This is a genomic window from Ruegeria sp. AM4, assembly GCF_056540665.1.
On the sequence record NZ_JBQFXD010000001.1, the window covers coordinates 86,913 to 105,200 of the forward strand.

Annotated in this window: 13 protein-coding genes; 9 read left to right on the forward strand and 4 right to left on the reverse strand. The window is 59.8% G+C overall.

Going from position 1 to position 18,288, the window contains the following annotated elements:
* Positions 1-70: 70 nt before the first annotated feature.
* Together ACR0JA_RS00430 and ACR0JA_RS00435 are read left to right on the forward strand one after the other, a co-directional pair.
* Positions 71-1,861: an ABCB family ABC transporter ATP-binding protein/permease gene (locus ACR0JA_RS00430; protein WP_480571091.1), complete on the forward strand. Its 1,791-nt coding sequence runs from the start codon at positions 71-73 to the stop codon at positions 1,859-1,861.
* A 136-nt stretch (positions 1,862-1,997) separates the two neighbouring features.
* Positions 1,998-2,321 carry a hypothetical protein gene (locus ACR0JA_RS00435; protein ID WP_480568391.1) on the forward strand — a complete coding sequence of 108 codons (324 nt, stop codon included), beginning with the start codon at positions 1,998-2,000 and terminating at the stop codon, positions 2,319-2,321.
* Between the two features lie 49 nt (positions 2,322-2,370).
* On the opposite strand, the gene ACR0JA_RS00440 is transcribed toward ACR0JA_RS00435, so the two are convergent.
* Both ACR0JA_RS00440 and ACR0JA_RS00445 read right to left on the reverse strand, forming a co-directional pair.
* Positions 2,371-6,156 (reverse strand): efflux RND transporter permease subunit, encoded by a 3,786-nt coding sequence (locus tag ACR0JA_RS00440; protein ID WP_480568393.1) that lies wholly within the window; start codon positions 6,154-6,156, stop codon positions 2,371-2,373.
* Positions 6,153-7,382 (reverse strand): efflux RND transporter periplasmic adaptor subunit, encoded by a 1,230-nt coding sequence (locus ACR0JA_RS00445; RefSeq protein WP_480568396.1) that lies wholly within the window; start codon positions 7,380-7,382, stop codon positions 6,153-6,155. Before ACR0JA_RS00445 ends, ACR0JA_RS00440 begins: the two co-directional genes overlap by 4 nt.
* 222 nt (positions 7,383-7,604) lie before the next feature.
* On the opposite strand from ACR0JA_RS00445, the gene ACR0JA_RS00450 reads away from it, so the two are divergent.
* The 5 genes from ACR0JA_RS00450 to ACR0JA_RS00470 all read left to right on the forward strand — a co-directional run bounded on the left by ACR0JA_RS00450 (position 7,605) and on the right by ACR0JA_RS00470 (position 13,025).
* Positions 7,605-8,276, forward strand: coding sequence for a hypothetical protein (locus ACR0JA_RS00450; RefSeq protein ID WP_480568399.1), 672 nt, complete (start codon positions 7,605-7,607; stop codon positions 8,274-8,276).
* 41 nt (positions 8,277-8,317) lie between these two features.
* Positions 8,318-9,640 carry a PQQ-like beta-propeller repeat protein gene (locus ACR0JA_RS00455; RefSeq protein ID WP_480568402.1) on the forward strand — a complete coding sequence of 441 codons (1,323 nt, stop codon included), beginning with the start codon at positions 8,318-8,320 and terminating at the stop codon, positions 9,638-9,640.
* 48 nt (positions 9,641-9,688) lie between these two features.
* On the forward strand, positions 9,689-11,152 hold the full coding sequence (gene der, locus ACR0JA_RS00460; RefSeq protein WP_480568405.1) for a ribosome biogenesis GTPase Der: 1,464 nt from the start codon (positions 9,689-9,691) through the stop codon (positions 11,150-11,152).
* A 160-nt stretch (positions 11,153-11,312) separates the two neighbouring features.
* Positions 11,313-12,296: a fatty acid desaturase gene (locus tag ACR0JA_RS00465; RefSeq protein WP_480568407.1), complete on the forward strand. Its 984-nt coding sequence runs from the start codon at positions 11,313-11,315 to the stop codon at positions 12,294-12,296.
* An 87-nt stretch (positions 12,297-12,383) separates the two neighbouring features.
* Positions 12,384-13,025: a helix-hairpin-helix domain-containing protein gene (locus ACR0JA_RS00470; protein WP_480568410.1), complete on the forward strand. Its 642-nt coding sequence runs from the start codon at positions 12,384-12,386 to the stop codon at positions 13,023-13,025.
* 48 nt (positions 13,026-13,073) lie between these two features.
* On the opposite strand, the gene serS is transcribed toward ACR0JA_RS00470, so the two are convergent.
* The gene (gene serS / locus ACR0JA_RS00475; protein WP_480568413.1) at positions 13,074-14,366 is read right to left on the reverse strand and encodes a serine--tRNA ligase; all 1,293 of its coding nucleotides are present in this window, start codon (positions 14,364-14,366) and stop codon (positions 13,074-13,076) included.
* Between the two features lie 72 nt (positions 14,367-14,438).
* Positions 14,439-16,103 (reverse strand): mechanosensitive ion channel family protein, encoded by a 1,665-nt coding sequence (locus ACR0JA_RS00480; protein ID WP_480568416.1) that lies wholly within the window; start codon positions 16,101-16,103, stop codon positions 14,439-14,441.
* Between the two features lie 202 nt (positions 16,104-16,305).
* Between ACR0JA_RS00480 and yajC the strand changes: the two genes are divergently transcribed.
* Together yajC and secD are read left to right on the forward strand one after the other, a co-directional pair.
* Positions 16,306-16,590, forward strand: coding sequence for a preprotein translocase subunit YajC (gene yajC / locus ACR0JA_RS00485; RefSeq protein ID WP_480568419.1), 285 nt, complete (start codon positions 16,306-16,308; stop codon positions 16,588-16,590).
* Between the two features lie 33 nt (positions 16,591-16,623).
* Positions 16,624-18,288, forward strand: coding sequence for a protein translocase subunit SecD (gene secD, locus ACR0JA_RS00490; RefSeq protein WP_480568422.1), 1,665 nt, complete (start codon positions 16,624-16,626; stop codon positions 18,286-18,288).

The window sequence follows — 18,288 nt, forward strand, 5'->3', positions numbered from 1 at the left end:
CGGGCCGGGCAATCTCAGACCGCAGTTAAGGTACGTGATGAGAAAATCGGCCCCGAAGCATTCCGACAATATGCCTCAGCCGGACGAACGCCGCTCGGGCTGGCGTACGATCCGAAAGGTCACACCGTATCTGTGGCCGGATGACGAGCCATGGGTTAAGCGCCGCGTGGTGCTGGCAATGGCCATGCTGGTACTGGCCAAGCTGATCGCCGTCTACACCCCGATCCTGTACAAAGGTGCAGTGGACAGCCTTGCGGGAGAAGGCGTGCCGCCGCTGGCGCTGGGCGCGGTTGGCTTGACCGTCGCCTATGGCGTGGCGCGGATGATGACCGTTGGGTTTCAGCAATTGCGCGATGCGCTATTCGCGCCTGTCGGGCAGCGTGCGCTACGGGCGCTGGCGCTTGAGACGTTTCAGCACATTCATCAGCTTTCCATGCGCTATCACGTGACGCGGCGCACAGGCGGTCTCAGCCGGATCATCGAACGTGGCGTCAAAGGGGTCGAGTTCCTGCTGCGGTTCCTGCTGTTTTCGATCGGGCCGCTGATCCTGGAACTGTTGTTGGTCGCCATCATCCTGATGTGGCTTTTCGACGTCTGGTATCTGGTCGTCGTCGCGGCAACGATTGCCCTGTATATCTGGTTCACCTTTGCCGTGACCGAATGGCGCGTAAAGCTGCGGCGCGAGATGAACGATCAGGATACCGAGGCCAACCAACGTGCCATCGATAGCCTGCTGAATTTTGAAACCGTCAAATATTTCAACGCCGAAGCGCGCGAGGCCGAGCGTTATGACGTGTCGATGAAAGCCTATGCCAGCGCCGCGCTGAAGACAGCCTATTCTCTGGCCTTTCTGAACTTTGGTCAGTCCATGCTGATCACCGCCGGGCTGATCGGGGTCATGGTTCTGGCGGCCATTGGAGTTCAGAATGGCAGCTTGACGGTCGGCGATTTCGTCATGGTAAACGCTTATATGATACAGATCACCGTGCCGCTGAATTTTCTGGGCACCGTCTACCGCGAGATACGTCAGTCGCTGGTCGATATGGGGCAAATGTTCGATCTGCTGGAGCAGCCCGCCGAGGTGACCGACAAGGCCTGCGCGCCAAACCTGAAGGTAAATGGGGGGCAGGTAACGCTGGAAAACGTGCGTTTCGGATATGACGCGGATCGCGAGATCCTAAAGGGGGTTTCTCTGACCGTCCCAGCCGGTCAGACCGTCGCAATTGTCGGCGCGACCGGGTCCGGCAAGTCCACGATCGGGCGACTGTTGTTCCGCTTTTATGATGTCACTGGTGGAGCGTTGAAAATCGACGGTCAGGATGTGCGCGACGTCGCGCAATCCAGCTTGCACGCGGCGATTGGGGTGGTGCCGCAGGATACGGTCCTGTTCAATGACACGATCCGCTATAATATCGCCTATGGCCGCGACGGAGCCAGCCAGGACGACGTCGAAGCCGCCGCCAAGGCTGCCCAGATTCACGACTTCATCGAGAGCCTGCCGCAAGGCTACGACACCAAGGTTGGCGAGCGCGGGTTGAAACTGTCCGGCGGTGAAAAGCAGCGTGTGGGCATTGCGCGGACCCTGCTGAAGAACCCTCCGATCCTGTTGCTGGACGAGGCGACCTCGGCGCTGGACACAGACACCGAACAGGACATCAAGGACGCACTGTCGCGCGCCGGTGAAGGGCGTACAGTTATCACCATTGCCCACCGACTGAGCACCATTGCTGAGGCTGATCAGATCGTCGTGCTGGAACGTGGCGAGATCATCGAGAAGGGCACCCATGATGAGTTGCTGCGGCGCGACGGGCGATATGCGCAGCTGTGGAGCCGCCAGCAGGCCGACAGCCAGGCGGCCTAGCCTGGAAGCGTGTCCAGTTCGGAATTCCGTCGGGAATGATCCGGATTTGCGTTTGACGCCGACCGTGTCTGGCGACACTGTGCAAGCTGGGCGACGTGCCAGGCACGAAAGCTGAAATACAAACAGAGGAAAAATTATGAAGATACGAGCAGGGGCGGCGTTGGTCGCGGCCAGTTTGATGGCGACTGCGGCGGTTGCCGAGGACCTTGAATTCCTGATCATCAACGAAACCAGCGTCGATCTGGTCGAATTCAACGTCTCTCCGGCGTCATCCAACAGCTGGGAAGGCAACCTGCTGCAAGGCGGCTATCTGGCGTCGGATTTTGAGGTCGGTGTTCTGATCGCCGACGGGCTCAGCACTTGCGTTTATGACATTCGCGGCGTGTTCAGCGACGGAGAAGCGGTCGAAGACTATGGCCTGGATCTGTGCGAGCTGGGTAAATACGCCTTCGTTGAATAACGCGCAGCAATGTTCAAAGGAAAAAGGCGAGCACCGGGCTCGCCTTTTTTTATTCTGCCGCCTTCAGCGGTGTTGTCGGCGGATGGTCAGGGCGCTCATCCCGTATGTCAGGACGGGCTGCGGCAAGCTCGCCCTCATCTGTCCAGATCACCTCGGTCGATTGGATTTCACGCGCGGCGCGGCCCATCAGCATATCCTGAGCTGCCCGGCTGGATTGGCTGGATGAGACCCGTGCCAGCAGCTTCGCCAGCCAGATTGCGTATGTGGTGACCCAAACCCGCAGCGCCAGGAACGATGGCGTCACGATCAAGGTCAGTACCGTGGCGATGCCCAGACCAAACACAACGGCCGTGGCCAGCTGTTTCCACCACAGCGCAGTCGGGCTGTCGATGGTGTAGCCGCCGTTGACGAAGTCGAGCGACAGCCCGAACATCATTGGCGTCAGACCCGCCATCGTCGTCAGTGTGGTCAGCAGTACCGGGCGAATTCGCGCCTCGGCAGTGCGCACGATGGCCTCGATCCGGGGCATCTGACGGCTGTATTCCTGATAGGTATCGATCAGAACGATGTTGTTGTTCACCACGATCCCCGCCAGAGCCACGATGCCGGTGCCGGTCATGATGATCGAGAACGGCTGCTGCCAGACCAGCATCCCGATCAGAACACCGGTCGTCGACAGCACGACCGCTAGCAGGACCAGCACCGAGTTGTAGAACGAGTTGAACTGCGCCAGCAGGATCACGAACATCAGGCCCAAGGCCCCCATGAAGGCGTTCATCAGGAAGGCGCCGGATTCTTCCTGATCCTCCTGATCGCCGGTCCATTCCCAACTGATGACGTTCGAGAACGGGTTGGTTTCAAGCCATTCGGTCAGAACGGCGATCCGCTCGTTCGGGTTGATCAGTGCGAAACGCGCGCTTCCGTCGTCGATGGCGGTGCTCAGGGCGTCAGTGGATTCGGCACCAGTCAGTTGAATCAATTCGTACTGCTTACCATCAAGGCTGGTGAGGGCAGAACCGTTGATTTCCTCGCCTTCCGCCATCGCACGCACCACAGCCAAACGCTGCTCGGTGCCGTCTGGTCCATCTATGACCACCTTGGACAACCCGGGTTCAACGTCCGCTTTGACGTCATAATACCGCTGCTGATCGATCCGCGTGATCTCGGCCAGTTTGGCCACTGGTTTGCGGGTTACAAAGTTCGACAAGGGTACCAGCCCGTCAGGAGTGCGAACCTTGAGCGAATCCAGCGTTGACAGAACCCGGTCTTCCTCGGGCAGGCGGACGCGGATCTCGACCTCTTCATCGGTGCTGTCGGGGCGCATCTCGCCCAGCAGGATGCCGCGCGTGACCAGTTGCACCATCGCGCCCACGGTGGCGACATCCGCGCCGAACCGACCGGCCTTGGCCACATCCACGTCGATCTGCCAGTCGATGCCGGGCAGGGGCATGGTGTCTTCGATCTGGATCAGACCCGGAGTGGCCTCGAACATCTCGCGTGCAGCCTGCGCGGATGCGGTCAGCTCGTCCCAACCATCGCCCTTGATGCGCAGATGCACGGGCTTGGCGGATGCGGGCCCCTGTTCCAAAGCGCGGATGTCGACGATGATCCCCGGGATCTTCGCAAGTTCTGCGGTCAACTGTTCCAGAACAACGTCGCCGTCATACTCGGGGTCGATGGTTTCCTGCTGGAAAAGCCCACCAAGCGCGGGCTCCGAGACTTTCGGACGATCTTCCCAAGGGGTGATCTCGAATTGAACCCGACCCACGGTGTCAGCGGGCGAGGATGCGCCGCCATCGTTCTGCGTCAACCCGCCCTCGCCAGCGAAGGCAAACACGTTGGTGACGGCAGGGTGGGCTTCGATAACCTCTTCGGCGGCCAGAACCATGAGGTCCTTTTCATGCAGCGACAGGTTGCCCCGGGCGCGCACAAACGCCGTAGCCTGTTCCGGCTCGGTTTCGACAAAGAATTCGACCCCACGGTTGTTCGCCGCAAACAGGCCGATGACGACGACGACACTGAAACCCACTGCAATGATCGAAACGATCGGCATGATCGGGTTGCCGACAATGAAGTTGACGACCCGGCCGAACGGAGTGCGTTCGCGCGCCGTGTGCACGCGTTCTTCCTTGTGACGCTCGATCCTTGCGGCGCTCAGGGTTATGGACCCGGCAAAGGCACCGACAAGGAACAGAATCACGCCCGCAATTCTGCCGCCCGGCAGCAGATAATCCGGGTTCAGCATCTGCATCGCGCCCAGGAAGATCATGTACAGCGACGGAGGTACCAGGACCATACGGAGCCATTGCGGAGCCACCCGACGTAACCAGTTCGAGGTACGGTCGAACGTTCGGCTAATGCGTCCCGAGACACCGCCCACGACGGGCAGATAGATCAGCGCAACAATCAGCGACGAGGACAGTACGAAGATCAGCGTGATTGGCAGCATCTTCATGAACTCACCCGGGACGCCGGGCCAGAACAGCATCGGCAGGAAGGCGCAGAGCGTCGTTGCGGTCGACGACACGATCGGCCAGAACATCCGTTGCGCCGCCTCGACATAGGCGTGCATCGGGCCGATGCCTTCCTTGATGCGCTTGTCGGCGTATTCCACCACCACGATGGCCCCGTCGACCAACATTCCGACAGCCAGAATCAGTCCGAACATCACCATGTTCGAGATGCTGACGCCCATCACCGCGAGAAACGCAAAGCTCAGCAGGAACGAGGTCGGAATCGCAAATCCAACCAGCAGCGCAGCGCGAGTGCCCAGCGAGGCCAGAACCACAATCATCACAAGGGCGATCGCGGTCAGGACAGAGCCTTCCAACTGGCGCACCATCGAGTCGACGATACGGCTCTGGTCGTTCGAGGTGCCAACCTCGACAGCGGCACGCATCTCGGCTGGCCATTTCTCTTGCGCGGCGGCCAGAGTTTCTTTGACCTGTGCGACGGTGTCGATCAGGTTGAACCCTTTGCGTTTGACCACTTGCAGGGCCACCGTGGATTCCCCGTCGAAACGGGCGGTGCCTTCGCGATCTTCGAACGTATAGTTGATCTGGGCCAGTTCACCCATGGTGACAACCCGGTCGCCATTGACCTTGACGGGCAGGCTATAGACGTCCTCGGCTGTTTTGAAAGACGACGGGATCTTGACCGAGAATGTACCTTGCGCGGTTTCGACCTCGCCCGCGGCAATCAACTGGTTGTTGTTGCGTACAACATTGATCAGCTCATCTGCCGACACGTTGTAAGCTTCAAGCCGTAGCGGGTCGATGATGACTTCGAGCAACTCGTCACGATTGCCTGCGATCCCGGCCTCAAGCACGGAATCAAGCGCTTCGAGATCATCCTGCAAGTCCTTGGCGATACGCGCCATCGTACGCTCGGGCACCGCGCCGGTCAGGTTGACGATGACGATCGGGAACTCGGACAGGTTGATCTCGTGCAGCGAATACTGTTCGGCTCCATCGGGGAAATCGGCCTGCGCGCTGTTCATGGCGTCGCGCACATCGGCCATGATCGCGGTTTTGTCCCAGCCGAAATCAAACTCGAGCGCCAGACCGGCATATCCTTCGGCGGCGGTGGCGGACATTTCCTTCAGACCGTCCAGATCCGCCAGTTCCGTTTCCATCGGCTTGATCAGAAGGTTCTCGGAATCCTCAGCCGAAATGCCCGGGAACTGGACCGAGACGAACAGGGCCGGAATCTCGATGTCCGGCTCACCCTCTTTCGGCAGTCCCACGTAAGCAAAGCCACCAACGATCAGGGAAATTGCGATGAAGGCCAGCACCATTCTGGCCCGGCTTGCGGCCCAACTGACAATGCCCGTCATTGCGATGCATTCCTATAGGTTGGCGCGACCGAGACACCACGGGTCACGAATTCCTGGCCAACGACGATGACATCCGTGGTTTCGGGCAGGCCGTCGACCCAGACGCCCTCGGCGGTGTCGCGCAGCAGTTGCACCGGCATGAAGTCGACCACGTTGCCATCACCGACCGTGCGCACACCCAATTGCCCGTCATTGTTCAGGGTCAGGGCGGATTGCGGCAGCAGGTGCGCCTTTACGCCCTCGGCATTAATCCAGATGCTTGCGGTCTGACCGTCGCGAATCCGCAGATCCGGGTTCGGAACGGTGATCTCGACCTCGAATGTCCGTGTTGTTTCATCCGCCGACCGGCTGAGGAAGGTCACCTGTCCTTCGACCTGCAGACCTGTCGCAAGCTGGGCCGATGCCGTCGAGCCGACCACAACACGGTTCACTTCGGTTTCGGGCACAAACCCGACCAGCTTGATCGGGTCCAGCTGAATGACCGTGGCGCACAACGAACCGGGTTGCATCAGGCTGCCCAACTCTGCCGTGTCGCTTTCCAGAAGCCCCTTGAACGGAGCCTCGATGGTCAGCCGGTCCATTTCGCGACGGGCCGCTGCGACCTCGGCGGTTGCGGCCTCGATCCCGGCCTGCGTCGCCTCAAGCCCGGCTTCAGCGGATTTGACCCCCGCCTCGGCACTGCTCATGGCTGCTTCGCTCGAGATTCGGCGGGTTTCCGAACCAAATCCGCTTTCGGATAATCTGTTGGCAGCTTTCAGGTTGATCTGCGCTTCGGCCACAAGGGCATGCGCTTCTTCGATGCGGGCCTCGGCCTCGGGGATGCGGCTTTCGGCCTCAAGCTTGCCTGCCATTGCTTCGGCCAGGCTGGCCGGGCGGGTGCCGGGATCAAGTTCGCACAGCAGATCACCTGCCTCGACAAAGGTTCCCTTGCGCTTGGGTTCGGACAGCACGGTCGAGGTCGTTTCGGCCAGAACTTCGACCTGCCGGTTCGCCTTGGTCTGTCCGCGCAGCTGCACGGCGCTGCCAATCTCGCGCGCGACCGAGCGGTACGCGACTACGCCAACCGCGTCTGCCGCGACCGGTGCCGCGCCGTCTTCGGCATCTGCCGACGTCTCGGCGGGATCGTCACCCAGGCCGGCAAAAGCAAACAGCGCGTCGCGCTGAAAAACCAACAAATACAATGCGACGGTGACCAAAACCGCGTTGATAAAAGAAATCAACCGCATAGAAAGCCTCGCTTTGATGTCTTCGCCGAAAATATCGGCATTCATGCCTTGAGATGGGGTCGATTCCCCCGCATGTCCATACTGAACTAATTAGTTCGGTTTCGTTTTTTAGGCAAGAGGCGCGGCAAGTTCATCAAATGTGTGGATTCGGGCACTTGGCTTGGCGGTGGCGCCGGGGTATGACATGGCGCCAGAAAGCTGAACATATAGCCCGGGGGCAGGATGAGCGACGCCGACAGTTTCATTGAAGAGGTCACCGAAGAGGTGCGCCGCGACCGCATGTACCTGCTGTTGCGACGTTGGGGCTGGGTTGGTGTCGTTGCCGTTGTCGCCATTGTCGGCGGGGCCGCGTTCAACGAATTTCGCAAGGCCCGTGATACCAGCCAGGCCGAAGCGCTGGGCGATGCGATACTGGCTGCGCTTGCTCAGAACGACTCGGCCGCAAGGGCGACCGATCTGGGGCAGGTCCCGACGCAATCTGCCGGTGGTGATGCGGTGCTGAACATGTTGTTGTCCGCATCGCAGGTGGAAACTGGGTCGCAAGAGGCAGCGGTCGAAAGCCTGAACGCCATCGCGACGCAGGGTGAGTTGCCAGAAATTTACCGCTCGATCGCCAGTTTCAAGGCGCTGTTGTTGCAAACCGACACCCTGCCAGCGGCCGATCGCCGCCAACAGTTCGAGGCTCTGGCCGCGCCGGGCGCCCCGTTGCGCCTGCTGGCCGAAGAACAACTGGCACTTATCGACATGACCGAGGGCGACACGCAGGCCGCAATCGACCGTTTGCAAGCTCTGCGTCAGGACGCCGAAGCCAGCTTTGACCTGCAACAACGTGCAGCCCAGCTGATCGTGGCGCTGGGCGGCGAACCCGAGCCGCTGGTGGCGCAACAAGGCTGAGCGCAGCGGTAACGAGAAAACGACAGGCGAGTTCAAAGAGAATGGCAGCACGATTTTTTTCACGTTTTGGACTGGTGGCCTCGGCGGTCGCTGCGATGACCCTGAGTGCTTGTCGGGAACCCGAGGTCGTTCTGCCCGGTGAGCGCGAGGACATTCGCCCGGCCATCGACAATGAAACGGTCGAGCTGCGCGGTTCCAAGCCGATCAGCCTGCCTGCGCAAAGCGCCAATGCCAACTGGTCGCAAAGCCCGGGTACACCGGCGTTCCGCACGACCAATGCCGCCCTCAGGTCGGCACCGCAGCGGGTCTGGTCGACCTCGATCGGGGCTGGCGACGCACGCAAACAGCGGATTACCGCAGATCCGGTCGTTGCCGGAGGTCTGATCTATACGCTCGATGCCGGAGCCACGGTTTCGGCGGTCACCCCACAGGGGCAGGTCGCTTGGAGCACCAACGTGATCCCGGCGACCGAGAAAGAACAGGATGCCACCGGCGGCGGGCTCGCCTATGCAAACGGTGTTCTCTATGTCTCGTCCGGGTTTGGCCGCTTGACTGCGCTGGATGCCAAGACCGGCGCACAACGCTGGCAGAAGCGATTGAACGCCACCGGCAGCGGCGCGCCGCTGGTTAGCGATGGCCTGCTGTATCTTGTTGCCGGGGATCAGACCGGTTGGACGATCAACACCAAAGACGGACGGATTGTCTGGCAGATCGAGGGTACGCCCAGCGTCGGCAACGTTCTTGGCGCACCTGCGCCGGTAGTGACTTCGGATCTGGCAATCTTTGCCTTTGGCTCGGGCGATATTGCCGCGACCTTCAAAAGGGGCGGCATCAGCCGATGGAACGCATCCGTGGCCGGGGGACGCCGTGGCCGCGCCGCCGCGCGTATTGTGGATGTGACCGGTGGGCCCATGGTGTCAGGCAGCACGATCTTTATCGGCAACCACTCGGGCCGCACCGTTGCTTTTGACGCGACAAATGGCGACCGCCGGTGGACAGCGCCCGAAGGGGCGGTGGATACCGTCTGGCCTGCGGGTAACAGCGTGTTTCTGATCAGTGATCGCAGCCAGCTTGTGCGGCTGGACGCGGCGGATGGCTCGATCGTATGGGCGCAGGACTTGCCGGGCTTCATCAAGGACAGGCCCGGACGCCGGGGCCCAATCTTTGCGCATTATGGCCCAATTGTTGCCGGAGGGCGGGTCGTTGTCGCTTCGAACGACGGGTTCCTGCGGTTCTTCAACCCGGTCGACGGATCTCTGGTACACCGGGTCGAGGTGCCAAACGGCGCAACCACTGCGCCTGTCGTCGCGGGCCAGACTTTGTACGTCGTGTCGACCAAGGGCGAATTGCACGCTTTCCGTTGACCGCAAGATGCGCTAAAGGGCGCATCTTGAGTCTTGAAAGTTGAATCCATGTCTCTGACCCTCGCCATCGTGGGGCGCCCGAATGTGGGCAAATCCACCCTGTTCAACCGCCTTGTGGGCAAACGTCTGGCTCTGGTCGACGACCAGCCCGGCGTGACGCGCGACTTGCGTGAAGGCGAGGGGCGTCTGGGCGATCTGCGTTTTACGGTGATTGATACGGCGGGTCTTGAGGATGCGACCGACGACAGCCTGCAAGGCCGCATGCGCCGCCTGACCGAGCGCGCGGTGGACATGGCCGATGTGTGCCTGTTCATGATCGACGCACGCGTTGGGTTGACGCCCACCGATGAGATGTTCGCCGAGATCCTGCGAAAACGGTCAAAACATGTGATCCTTGCAGCCAACAAGGCCGAAGGCAATGCCGCTGATGCGGGCGTGCTCGAGGCCTATAATCTGGGTCTGGGCGAACCCGTGCGCCTGTCGGGCGAGCATGGCGAAGGGATGACCGATCTGTACGCGCAATTGATGCCTCTGGCGGATGCGGCGGAAGAAAAGGCCGAGGACGACGCGCCCAAAACGGATATCGAGCTGGACGAAGACGGAGAGGGCGAAGCACCGCTGATCTCGGACAGCAAGCCGTTACAAGTTGCCGTTGTGGGGCGCCCGAACGCGGGCAAGTCCACGCTCATCAACAAGATCATTGGTGAAGACCGCCTGCTGACCGGCCCCGAGGCCGGAATCACTCGTGACGCGATTAGCCTGCGTATCGACTGGGCCGACCCCGATGGCGGCAGCACGCCGATGCGGATTTTCGACACCGCCGGCATGCGCAAAAAGGCCAAAGTGCAGGAGAAGCTTGAAAAGCTTTCTGTCTCGGATGGATTGCGCGCGGTCAAGTTCGCCGAGGTCGTTGTGGTGTTGCTGGATGCCGCGATCCCGTTTGAACAACAGGACCTGCGCATTGCCGATCTGGCCGAGCGTGAAGGTCGCGCCGTCGTCGTCGCAGTCAACAAATGGGACATCGAAGAGGACAAGCAGGAAAAGCTGCGCGACCTCAAAGAGTCGTTCGAACGTCTGCTGCCGCAGTTGCGCGGCGCGCCGTTGATCACCGTATCTGCCAAAACCGGGCGTGGGCTGGAACGATTGCGCGCCGCCATCCTGCGCGCTCATGACGTGTGGAACCGTCGCGTCCCAACCGCCGCGCTGAACCGCTGGCTGACGGCGATGCTGGAACAGCACCCGCCGCCAGCCCCGCAGGGCCGCCGGATCAAGCTGCGCTACATGACCCAGGCCAAGACACGGCCACCGGGCTTTGTCGTGATGTGCTCGCATCCCGACAAGATTCCCGACAGCTATTCGCGCTATCTGGTCAATGGTCTGCGCGAGGATTTCGACATGCCGGGTACCCCGATCCGTCTGACTTTGCGCGGGCAGGGCGACAAGAACCCTTACAAGGGTCGGCGCAAAAAGAACGCAGGTGCGCTGGCCAAACATCTCAAGGGCCGGGCGTAACTGCGCCAATTTTATGCATTTTTGCTTGCGGGGCGTGACAGGCCCCGAACGGCACGCTAGCATTCGCTTGCGTGCATTTGTTTTCGCGCGCGCTGCCACGCGGATTTTCCGCTTTAGCTTTTATCGACTTTCTACAGGGCCATCGTGGGGAGCGGGCTTGATGGATTTGAGGGAATATACGCGGCAATATGCCGTTCAGGACAACCGGCTGGCTGCGCTCAGCTATTTTGGGACTTTTGCGGTGTATTTCGCGTCGCTGACGCTGGCGATTGTCTATGTCGACAAATGGTACGTGATGGTGCCGGCGGGCATCATCTTTGCGTTCTCAGCCGTGCGGCTCTACGTGCTTCAGCACGATTGCGGCCATCATTCGCTGTTTGAAACCCGCCAGCAGAATGAATGGGCCGGGCACGGCCTGTCACCCTTTACCTTTGCTCCGTTCGAAGTGATGAAGCAGAACCACAATCTGCATCACGCGGGGATCGGCAATCTCGACCATCGCGAAACAGGTGAAATCCACACCATGACCGTTCGGGAATGGAACGAGGCAGATTGGAAGTCGCGTCTTTTCTACCGCCTCTATCGCAACCCCTTTATCCTGGTGCCGGTGGGGGCGCTGTTCACCTATTTCATCCGCTACCGCTGGCCCAAGAATACGGCGCGTTTCGGGGTGAAGGGTGTCGTGTTGCACAACCTGTCGATCGTTATATTCCTTGGCCTTCTGTTCTGGATCGCTGGTATGACGGGCATTCTGGTCTGGCTGGTGTTTTCACTGCTGGGCGGAATGCTGGGTGTTTTTCTGGTCTATCTTCAACATAACTTCGAGGACACCTATTGGGATCGACGCCCGGATCTGGACCCGCAACTGGCGGCTTTGCAGGGGTCATCGGCACTGGATTTCGGCTGGTGGTTCGACAACGCGGTTGCCTGCATTACGCTGCACGACATCCATCATTTCAACGCCCGGATTCCGTCTTACCGGTTGCGGGCGTGCCACTATAACCTGCCACCCGAATACACGCCCCGCCGGATCAAATTCCCCGAGGCGGTTGCGGCGCTGACCCTGAAGCTTTGGGACGAGGATACCAATCGTCTGGTACCCTTTCCCAAGCACGGGTCTACACAACTCGCCCAAAGCGGCTAGTTCTGAAACACGGGCACAGTATCGCTCTTGTCTGGGCGTATATGCTGTGTATATACAAAGATTGGGGAGACAACGAAAGGACCCGAAATGACCGCAGTTACCGAAGTGCGTGGCGTAGGACCTGCGCTGGCACAGGCGCTGAGCGCGATTGGCATCAAAACCGCCGAGGATCTGGCCAAAGCCAAACCCGCAGATCTGGTCAAGGTCCCGCGTATCGGGGCCGCGCGCGCTCCGATCCTGATTGCCGCTGCCAAGCAGGCCGCAAGTGCCAAACCGGCCGCCAAAGCTCCTGCGCGCCGTGCCGCAGCCAGAAAGCCCGCAACCCGCAAACCTGCGACCCGCAAACCGGCTGCCCGGACTCCCGCCGCCCTTGCCACTGCTGCCGCCAAAAAGGCCGAAGCCGAGCGCAAAGCGGTCGAAAAGCGCGCTGCCGCCAAAAAGGCCGAGGCCGATCGCAAAGCGGCCGAAAAGCGCGCTGCAGCCGAACAGGCCGAAGCCGAAGCAAAGGCCAAGAAGAAGGCCAAAGCAAAGGCCAAGGCCGAGAAAGCTGCCAAGAAGAAGTCCGAAATGGAGGCTGTTTTCAAAAGCGCCAAGGACAAGGTGAAGGAAAAGTCCAAGAAGGGTAAAAAGTCCAAGAAGGACGACAAAAAAAAGTCGGATAAGAAAAAAGACAAGAAGTCGGAAAAGAAATCCGACAAGAAAAAGGGAAAGAAAAAGGCGAAGAAGTAACCCTTCCCCGCCCGTTTCAAAAGTTCGGCGCCCCCGGGGGCGCCCTTTTTATGCCAGTGTACCGTCGGCTTTCAAAGTCAGCTTGCCGCCCAGATATGGCGCGAGAACATCGGGCAGGGTGACCGTGCCATCGGCGTTCTGGCCGTTCTCAAGTACAGCAATCAGGCACCGCCCAACAGCAAGACCCGATCCATTCAGGGTATGCACGTATTCCGGCTTGCCGCCGCCTTCGGGTCGGAACCGCGCGTTCATGCGCCGCGCTTGAAACGCGCCGGTGGTCGAAACCGAACTGATCTCGCGATAGGCGTTCTGGCCGGGCAACCATGCCTCGATGTCATAGGTGCGGCGAGCGCCGAACCCCATGTCCCCGGTGCACAGAACGACGGTGCGATAGGGGATGCCCATCTGTTCCAACAAGTCCTCGGCACAGCGCAGCATACGCTTTTGTTCGTCATCCGATTTGTCCGGATGCGTGACCGAGACCATCTCGACCTTTTCGAACTGGTGCTGGCGCAGCATTCCGGCAGTGTCCTTACCGGCACTGCCTGCTTCGGATCGGAAACAGGCAGTATGAGCGGTCATGCGGATGGGCAAGGCGGATTCGTCCAGAATGTCGCCCGCAACCGAATAGGTCAGTGTGACCTCAGAGGTCGGGATCAGCCACCAGCCATTTGTGGTCTGATAGCTGTCTTCGCCGAATTTCGGCAGCTTGTCGGTGCCGTACATCGCCTCATCCCGCACCAGAACGGGGGTCTGCATCTCGGTCAGCTCGTTCTTGTCGATATGCGTGTCCAGCATGAACTGTGCCAGCGCGCGGTGGATGCGGGCAACCCCTTTGGACAGGTTCACAAACCGGCTGCCGCTGGTCTTGGCCGCAGTTTCGAAATCCATCGCCGCAGCTACGGCAGGAATTTCGTAATGCTCTTTCGGCGCAAAGTCGAAGTTGCGCGGGCTGCCCCAGCGGTTGACCTCGACATTGTCGTTTTCATCTGCGCCTTGCGGCACGTCGTCGGCAGGCAAGTTGGCGATGCGGGCCAATTGATCGGTCAGCAGCGCATCAAGATCCTTGGCCTCGGTCTGCATGCGGGCGATTTCGGCCTTTTTCTCGGCCACCAGTGCGCGTAGACGTTCGAACTCTGCCTCATCCCCTCGGCCTTTGGCAGCACCAACCTCTTTGCTGGCCTTGTTCTGTTCGGCTTGCGCAGTTTCGGCGGCCAGAATCTTGGCCCTGCGACTTTCGTCCAGCCGCAGCAGGTCTGACGACACCGGCGCGTCCCCGCGGCGCGCAAGGGCGGCGTCGAAGGCGGCAGGGTTTTCGCGAATGGCGCGGATGTCGTGCATGTCTCAGATCCTTGAAAGCGTGAATCACTGAAACCGCTTATGCATCATCTGAAAGGCAGGGTGTAGAGCAGGTTACGACTTATCCGCATCCTCGTGGATTTCATGCGCCAGATGGCCATCCCACTCTTCTGCCGGGATTTTCGGCTCGGGCGGATCGGCCATATACGATGGCGTCATGATCTGGACGTTGTTCTCGTTGAATACGGCGACAATGTTGCGATGCAGGTCCGATCGAATCTTCGGGATGATACTGCCGCGCGTGGTGAAGCCATTGATCTGATAGTTGATCGCATAGTCCGCCAATGCGGTCCATAGAACAAAGGGCTCGGGCTTGGCCTTGATCCCCTTGGTCCGGTTTGCGGCTTCAATCAGCATCGCTTCGACCTTTTCCGGGGGCTCTTCATAGCCGATACCGACCGTCGTGTGCAGTAACAGCCCGCTGCCATCGGTTTTCTTCGAGAAATTGACGACGTCAGAATTCATCAACTGCGCGTTGGGGATCGAGATCAACTCGTTCTTGATCGATTTCAGATGCGTCTCCATCAGCTTGATCTGCACGACGTCGCCGATGTGATCCCCAATCTGAATGCGATCCCCGATTGAGGTCGAACGGCGATAGATCACAAAAAGCCCGGCCAGCATGTTCGACACGACCGAATTGGCGCCCAGCGACAGCATCGCGCCCACCAGAATGGTCAGCCCTTGGAACGCTGCTGAATCCGAGCCCGGGATGTAAGGGACCGCAAAGACAAGCGCGATCAGGATGACGACGACACGCGCAATGTTGAACGTCGGGTTGACCCAGTGTTTCTCAAAATCGCCCAGCTCAAACGTCCCGGCCTCGACCGCTTCGAAAAAGACGCGCATCCCCTTGATAACATACATGGTTACCCAGGTGATCAGCGCCAGCATGATCAGGTTGGGGAAATAGCTGATGATCCCTTTGAAGATCAGCAGGACCGGCTCGGTCAGGTAGGTCAGCAGCAGTTGCGCGAAATACCGCGTCTCGGCAAAGGCCAGCAGAACGAAGGACAGATAGTAGTAAAAGCCCAGAAAGAAGATGACGAGCAGAACAAAATTCAGACCGTACCGTATCAGCGCGGCCATGGCTTCGGCCTGCACGTGCTTGGCGGTGGCCGTTTCCATGCCCTTCAGGTAACGCTGTACGAACCGCAAAGTCCGCCGCCTGATCCGGCGGTGCAGCCACAGGATCGCCAAGACGAAAACAACGAACCCTATGGTCCAGGCGGCCGCTTCGATTGCGCCCGAAACAATGGCCTCTTCCGTGCGGTTGGCGCGATAGGACAGGATGGATTCCCGGATCGCGTCACCATGCAGCAAGCTCAGAACGCTGACTTCCATCTGATCGAGCTCAGAATCCGCTTCGGTGACGATCGAGACGATTTGACCATCCGCAAGGATGCGGATGCCGAATTCGGTCTCTTCAAAGGTTATTTCGACCTCGGTGGAATCCGAGGCTTCGGCAATCTCGACAATCATATTCTGAACACGTTCCGCGCGCTCGGGCGCGGGCAGCGCGCTCGAGCCGCGCAGCCTGAACAGGATGTCGCCATCGACGATGACCGGGGCCTTAAAGACATCTGATTCCGCATCCTCGACCGCGGTTTCCTCGGGGGCGGTGTCCTGGGCCCAACCAGGCACTGGTGCGGCCAGCAAGATCGTGGCGGCAAACAGCAAATGCGCCAGCAATCGCAAGGGGTTGAAAAGTGAAGCCATACGTCCTCCGATCCCCTGACTATATCCCAGTCAGCCCACCTGCCTAGGACATATCTGCAACGGTCGGGGCAATCTGCGCCTCGCATTGACCCACCCTAGGGTATTCAGGCGCGGCCACTGCTTGCAAACGCCGGGTGCAAGGCATAGGTTCCCGCCAACTTTGCGGACAGCGCTCCGTATCAACAGAACAAAGGAATATCCCATGGAAGGTGGCGCAATCGCCCAGTTTCTCCCGCTGATCCTGATTTTCGGCATCATGTACTTTCTGCTGATCCGTCCGCAGCAGAAGAAGATGAAGGAACACAAGGCCATGGTCGAGTCGCTGCGCCGGGGCGATCAGGTTGTCACCCAAGGCGGGTTGATCGGCAAGGTCGCGAAGGTCAAGGATGATGGCGAGCTTGAGGTTGAGATTGCCGAAGGCGTCAAGGTTCGTGTGGTACAGGCCACCATTGCTCAGGTGCTGAACAAGACCGAACCGGCGAAGTAACTTCGCGCGACAATTCCTTGAAAAGGCAGGGTAATGCTGCAAATTGATACCTGGAAGCGGGTTCTGATCTGGTCGGTCTGTGTGATCGGTCTGATCCTTGCCCTGCCGAATGCGTTCTATACTAGAGTCGAGCAATCGAATGACGCTAAGGCGGCCATCGAGCTTGGCATCGACACGCCCGAGATGCAGGCACAGGCGGCGGAATGGCCAAGTTTTCTGCCGTCGTCACTGGTCAATCTTGGCCTTGATCTGCGCGGCGGCGCACATCTGCTGGCCGAGGTGCAGGTTCAGGATGTCTATGAATCCCGGATGGAGGCGATGTGGCCCGAAATCCGCGACGCCCTGCGGGATGAACGCGCAACTGTCGGCACGATCCGCAAACAGGACTCGGCCCCGGATGAGATTCGCGTTCGCATCAGCCAACCCGAAGGCATGGCCCGCGCACTGGAAGTTGTCCGTGGACTGGCGCGTCAGGTGCAGACGCTGACCGGGGTAGGAGCCACTGATATTGAAGCCCGCGCCGAGGGCGACACGATCATCGTGAACCTGACCGAAGCGGAAAAGCTGGCCACCGACGACCGTACCGTCCGCCAGGCGCTGGAAATTATCCGCCGCCGGATTGATGAAGTCGGAACACGAGAGCCCACGATTCAGCGTCAGGGTGCAGATCGTATTCTGATCCAGGTCCCAGGCATCGGCAGCGCAGGTGAGTTGAAAGAAATCATCGGCACCACAGCGCAGCTGACGTTCAACGCGGTTGTGGGGCCACGGGGAACGGACCCTGACGTCTCGGTGCGGCCCGGGCAGAAAGTTGTTCCGTCGCTGGATGATGAGGGGATCTATTACATCATCGATGCGGCCCCCGTTGTGACAGGTGAAGAGCTTGTGGACGCTCAACCTTCGTTCGACCAGAATGGCCGCCCGGCGGTCAGCTTCCGGTTCAACACTTCGGGCGCGCGAAAATTCGGTGACTACACGCTGGAAAACATAGGTGCGCCTTTTGCCATCGTTCTGGATGACGAGGTCATCTCGGCCCCGGTAATCCAAAGCCACATTCCGGGTGGGTCCGGCATCATCACCGGCAACTTCACCGTCGAGGAAAGCACCAATCTGGCCGTCCTGTTGCGTGCAGGTGCCTTGCCTGCCGGGCTTGAGTTCCTTGAAGAACGCACCATTGGCCCCGAACTGGGGCAGGACAGTATCGACGCAGGAAAAGTCGCCACCATCGTGGCCTTTGTTGCGGTACTGGTCTTCATGGCGCTCAGCTATGGGTTGTTTGGGGTCTTCGCCAACATTGCGCTGATCATCAACGTGGGCCTGCTGTTTGGCTTGCTTTCGCTGATCGGTGCGACACTGACCCTGCCGGGCATCGCGGGGATCGTGCTGACGGTTGGTATGGCGGTCGACGCCAACGTGCTGATTTTCGAGCGTATCCGCGAAGAACTCAAATCCGCCAAAGGTCCGGCCCGTGCCATCGAACTAGGTTACGAAAAGGCGCTGTCGGCCATTCTGGACGCCAACGTCACCACTTTCATTACCGCAACGATCCTGTTTGCCATGGGCAGTGGCCCCGTGCGGGGGTTCGCCATCACTCTGGGTCTTGGTATTCTGACCTCGGTCTTCACCGCGATCTTTGTGACGCGCCTGATGATTGTCCTGTGGTTCGAACGCCGCCGTCCGAAAATGATCGAGGTTTGA

What these genes read in the sequence shown, in the direction of transcription:
- ACR0JA_RS00430 (WP_480571091.1), top strand. Translation starts at nt 71, where the DNA reads ATGCCTCAGCCGGACGAACGCCGCTCGGGCTGGCGTACGATCCGAAAG.
- ACR0JA_RS00435 (WP_480568391.1), top strand. Translation starts at nt 1,998, where the DNA reads ATGAAGATACGAGCAGGGGCGGCGTTGGTCGCGGCCAGTTTGATGGCG.
- ACR0JA_RS00440 (WP_480568393.1), bottom strand. Translation starts at nt 6,156, where the DNA reads ATGACGGGCATTGTCAGTTGGGCCGCAAGCCGGGCCAGAATGGTGCTG.
- ACR0JA_RS00445 (WP_480568396.1), bottom strand. Translation starts at nt 7,382, where the DNA reads ATGCGGTTGATTTCTTTTATCAACGCGGTTTTGGTCACCGTCGCATTG.
- ACR0JA_RS00450 (WP_480568399.1), top strand. Translation starts at nt 7,605, where the DNA reads ATGAGCGACGCCGACAGTTTCATTGAAGAGGTCACCGAAGAGGTGCGC.
- ACR0JA_RS00455 (WP_480568402.1), top strand. Translation starts at nt 8,318, where the DNA reads ATGGCAGCACGATTTTTTTCACGTTTTGGACTGGTGGCCTCGGCGGTC.
- der (WP_480568405.1), top strand. Translation starts at nt 9,689, where the DNA reads ATGTCTCTGACCCTCGCCATCGTGGGGCGCCCGAATGTGGGCAAATCC.
- ACR0JA_RS00465 (WP_480568407.1), top strand. Translation starts at nt 11,313, where the DNA reads ATGGATTTGAGGGAATATACGCGGCAATATGCCGTTCAGGACAACCGG.
- ACR0JA_RS00470 (WP_480568410.1), top strand. Translation starts at nt 12,384, where the DNA reads ATGACCGCAGTTACCGAAGTGCGTGGCGTAGGACCTGCGCTGGCACAG.
- serS (WP_480568413.1), bottom strand. Translation starts at nt 14,366, where the DNA reads ATGCACGACATCCGCGCCATTCGCGAAAACCCTGCCGCCTTCGACGCC.
- ACR0JA_RS00480 (WP_480568416.1), bottom strand. Translation starts at nt 16,103, where the DNA reads ATGGCTTCACTTTTCAACCCCTTGCGATTGCTGGCGCATTTGCTGTTT.
- yajC (WP_480568419.1), top strand. Translation starts at nt 16,306, where the DNA reads ATGGAAGGTGGCGCAATCGCCCAGTTTCTCCCGCTGATCCTGATTTTC.
- secD (WP_480568422.1), top strand. Translation starts at nt 16,624, where the DNA reads ATGCTGCAAATTGATACCTGGAAGCGGGTTCTGATCTGGTCGGTCTGT.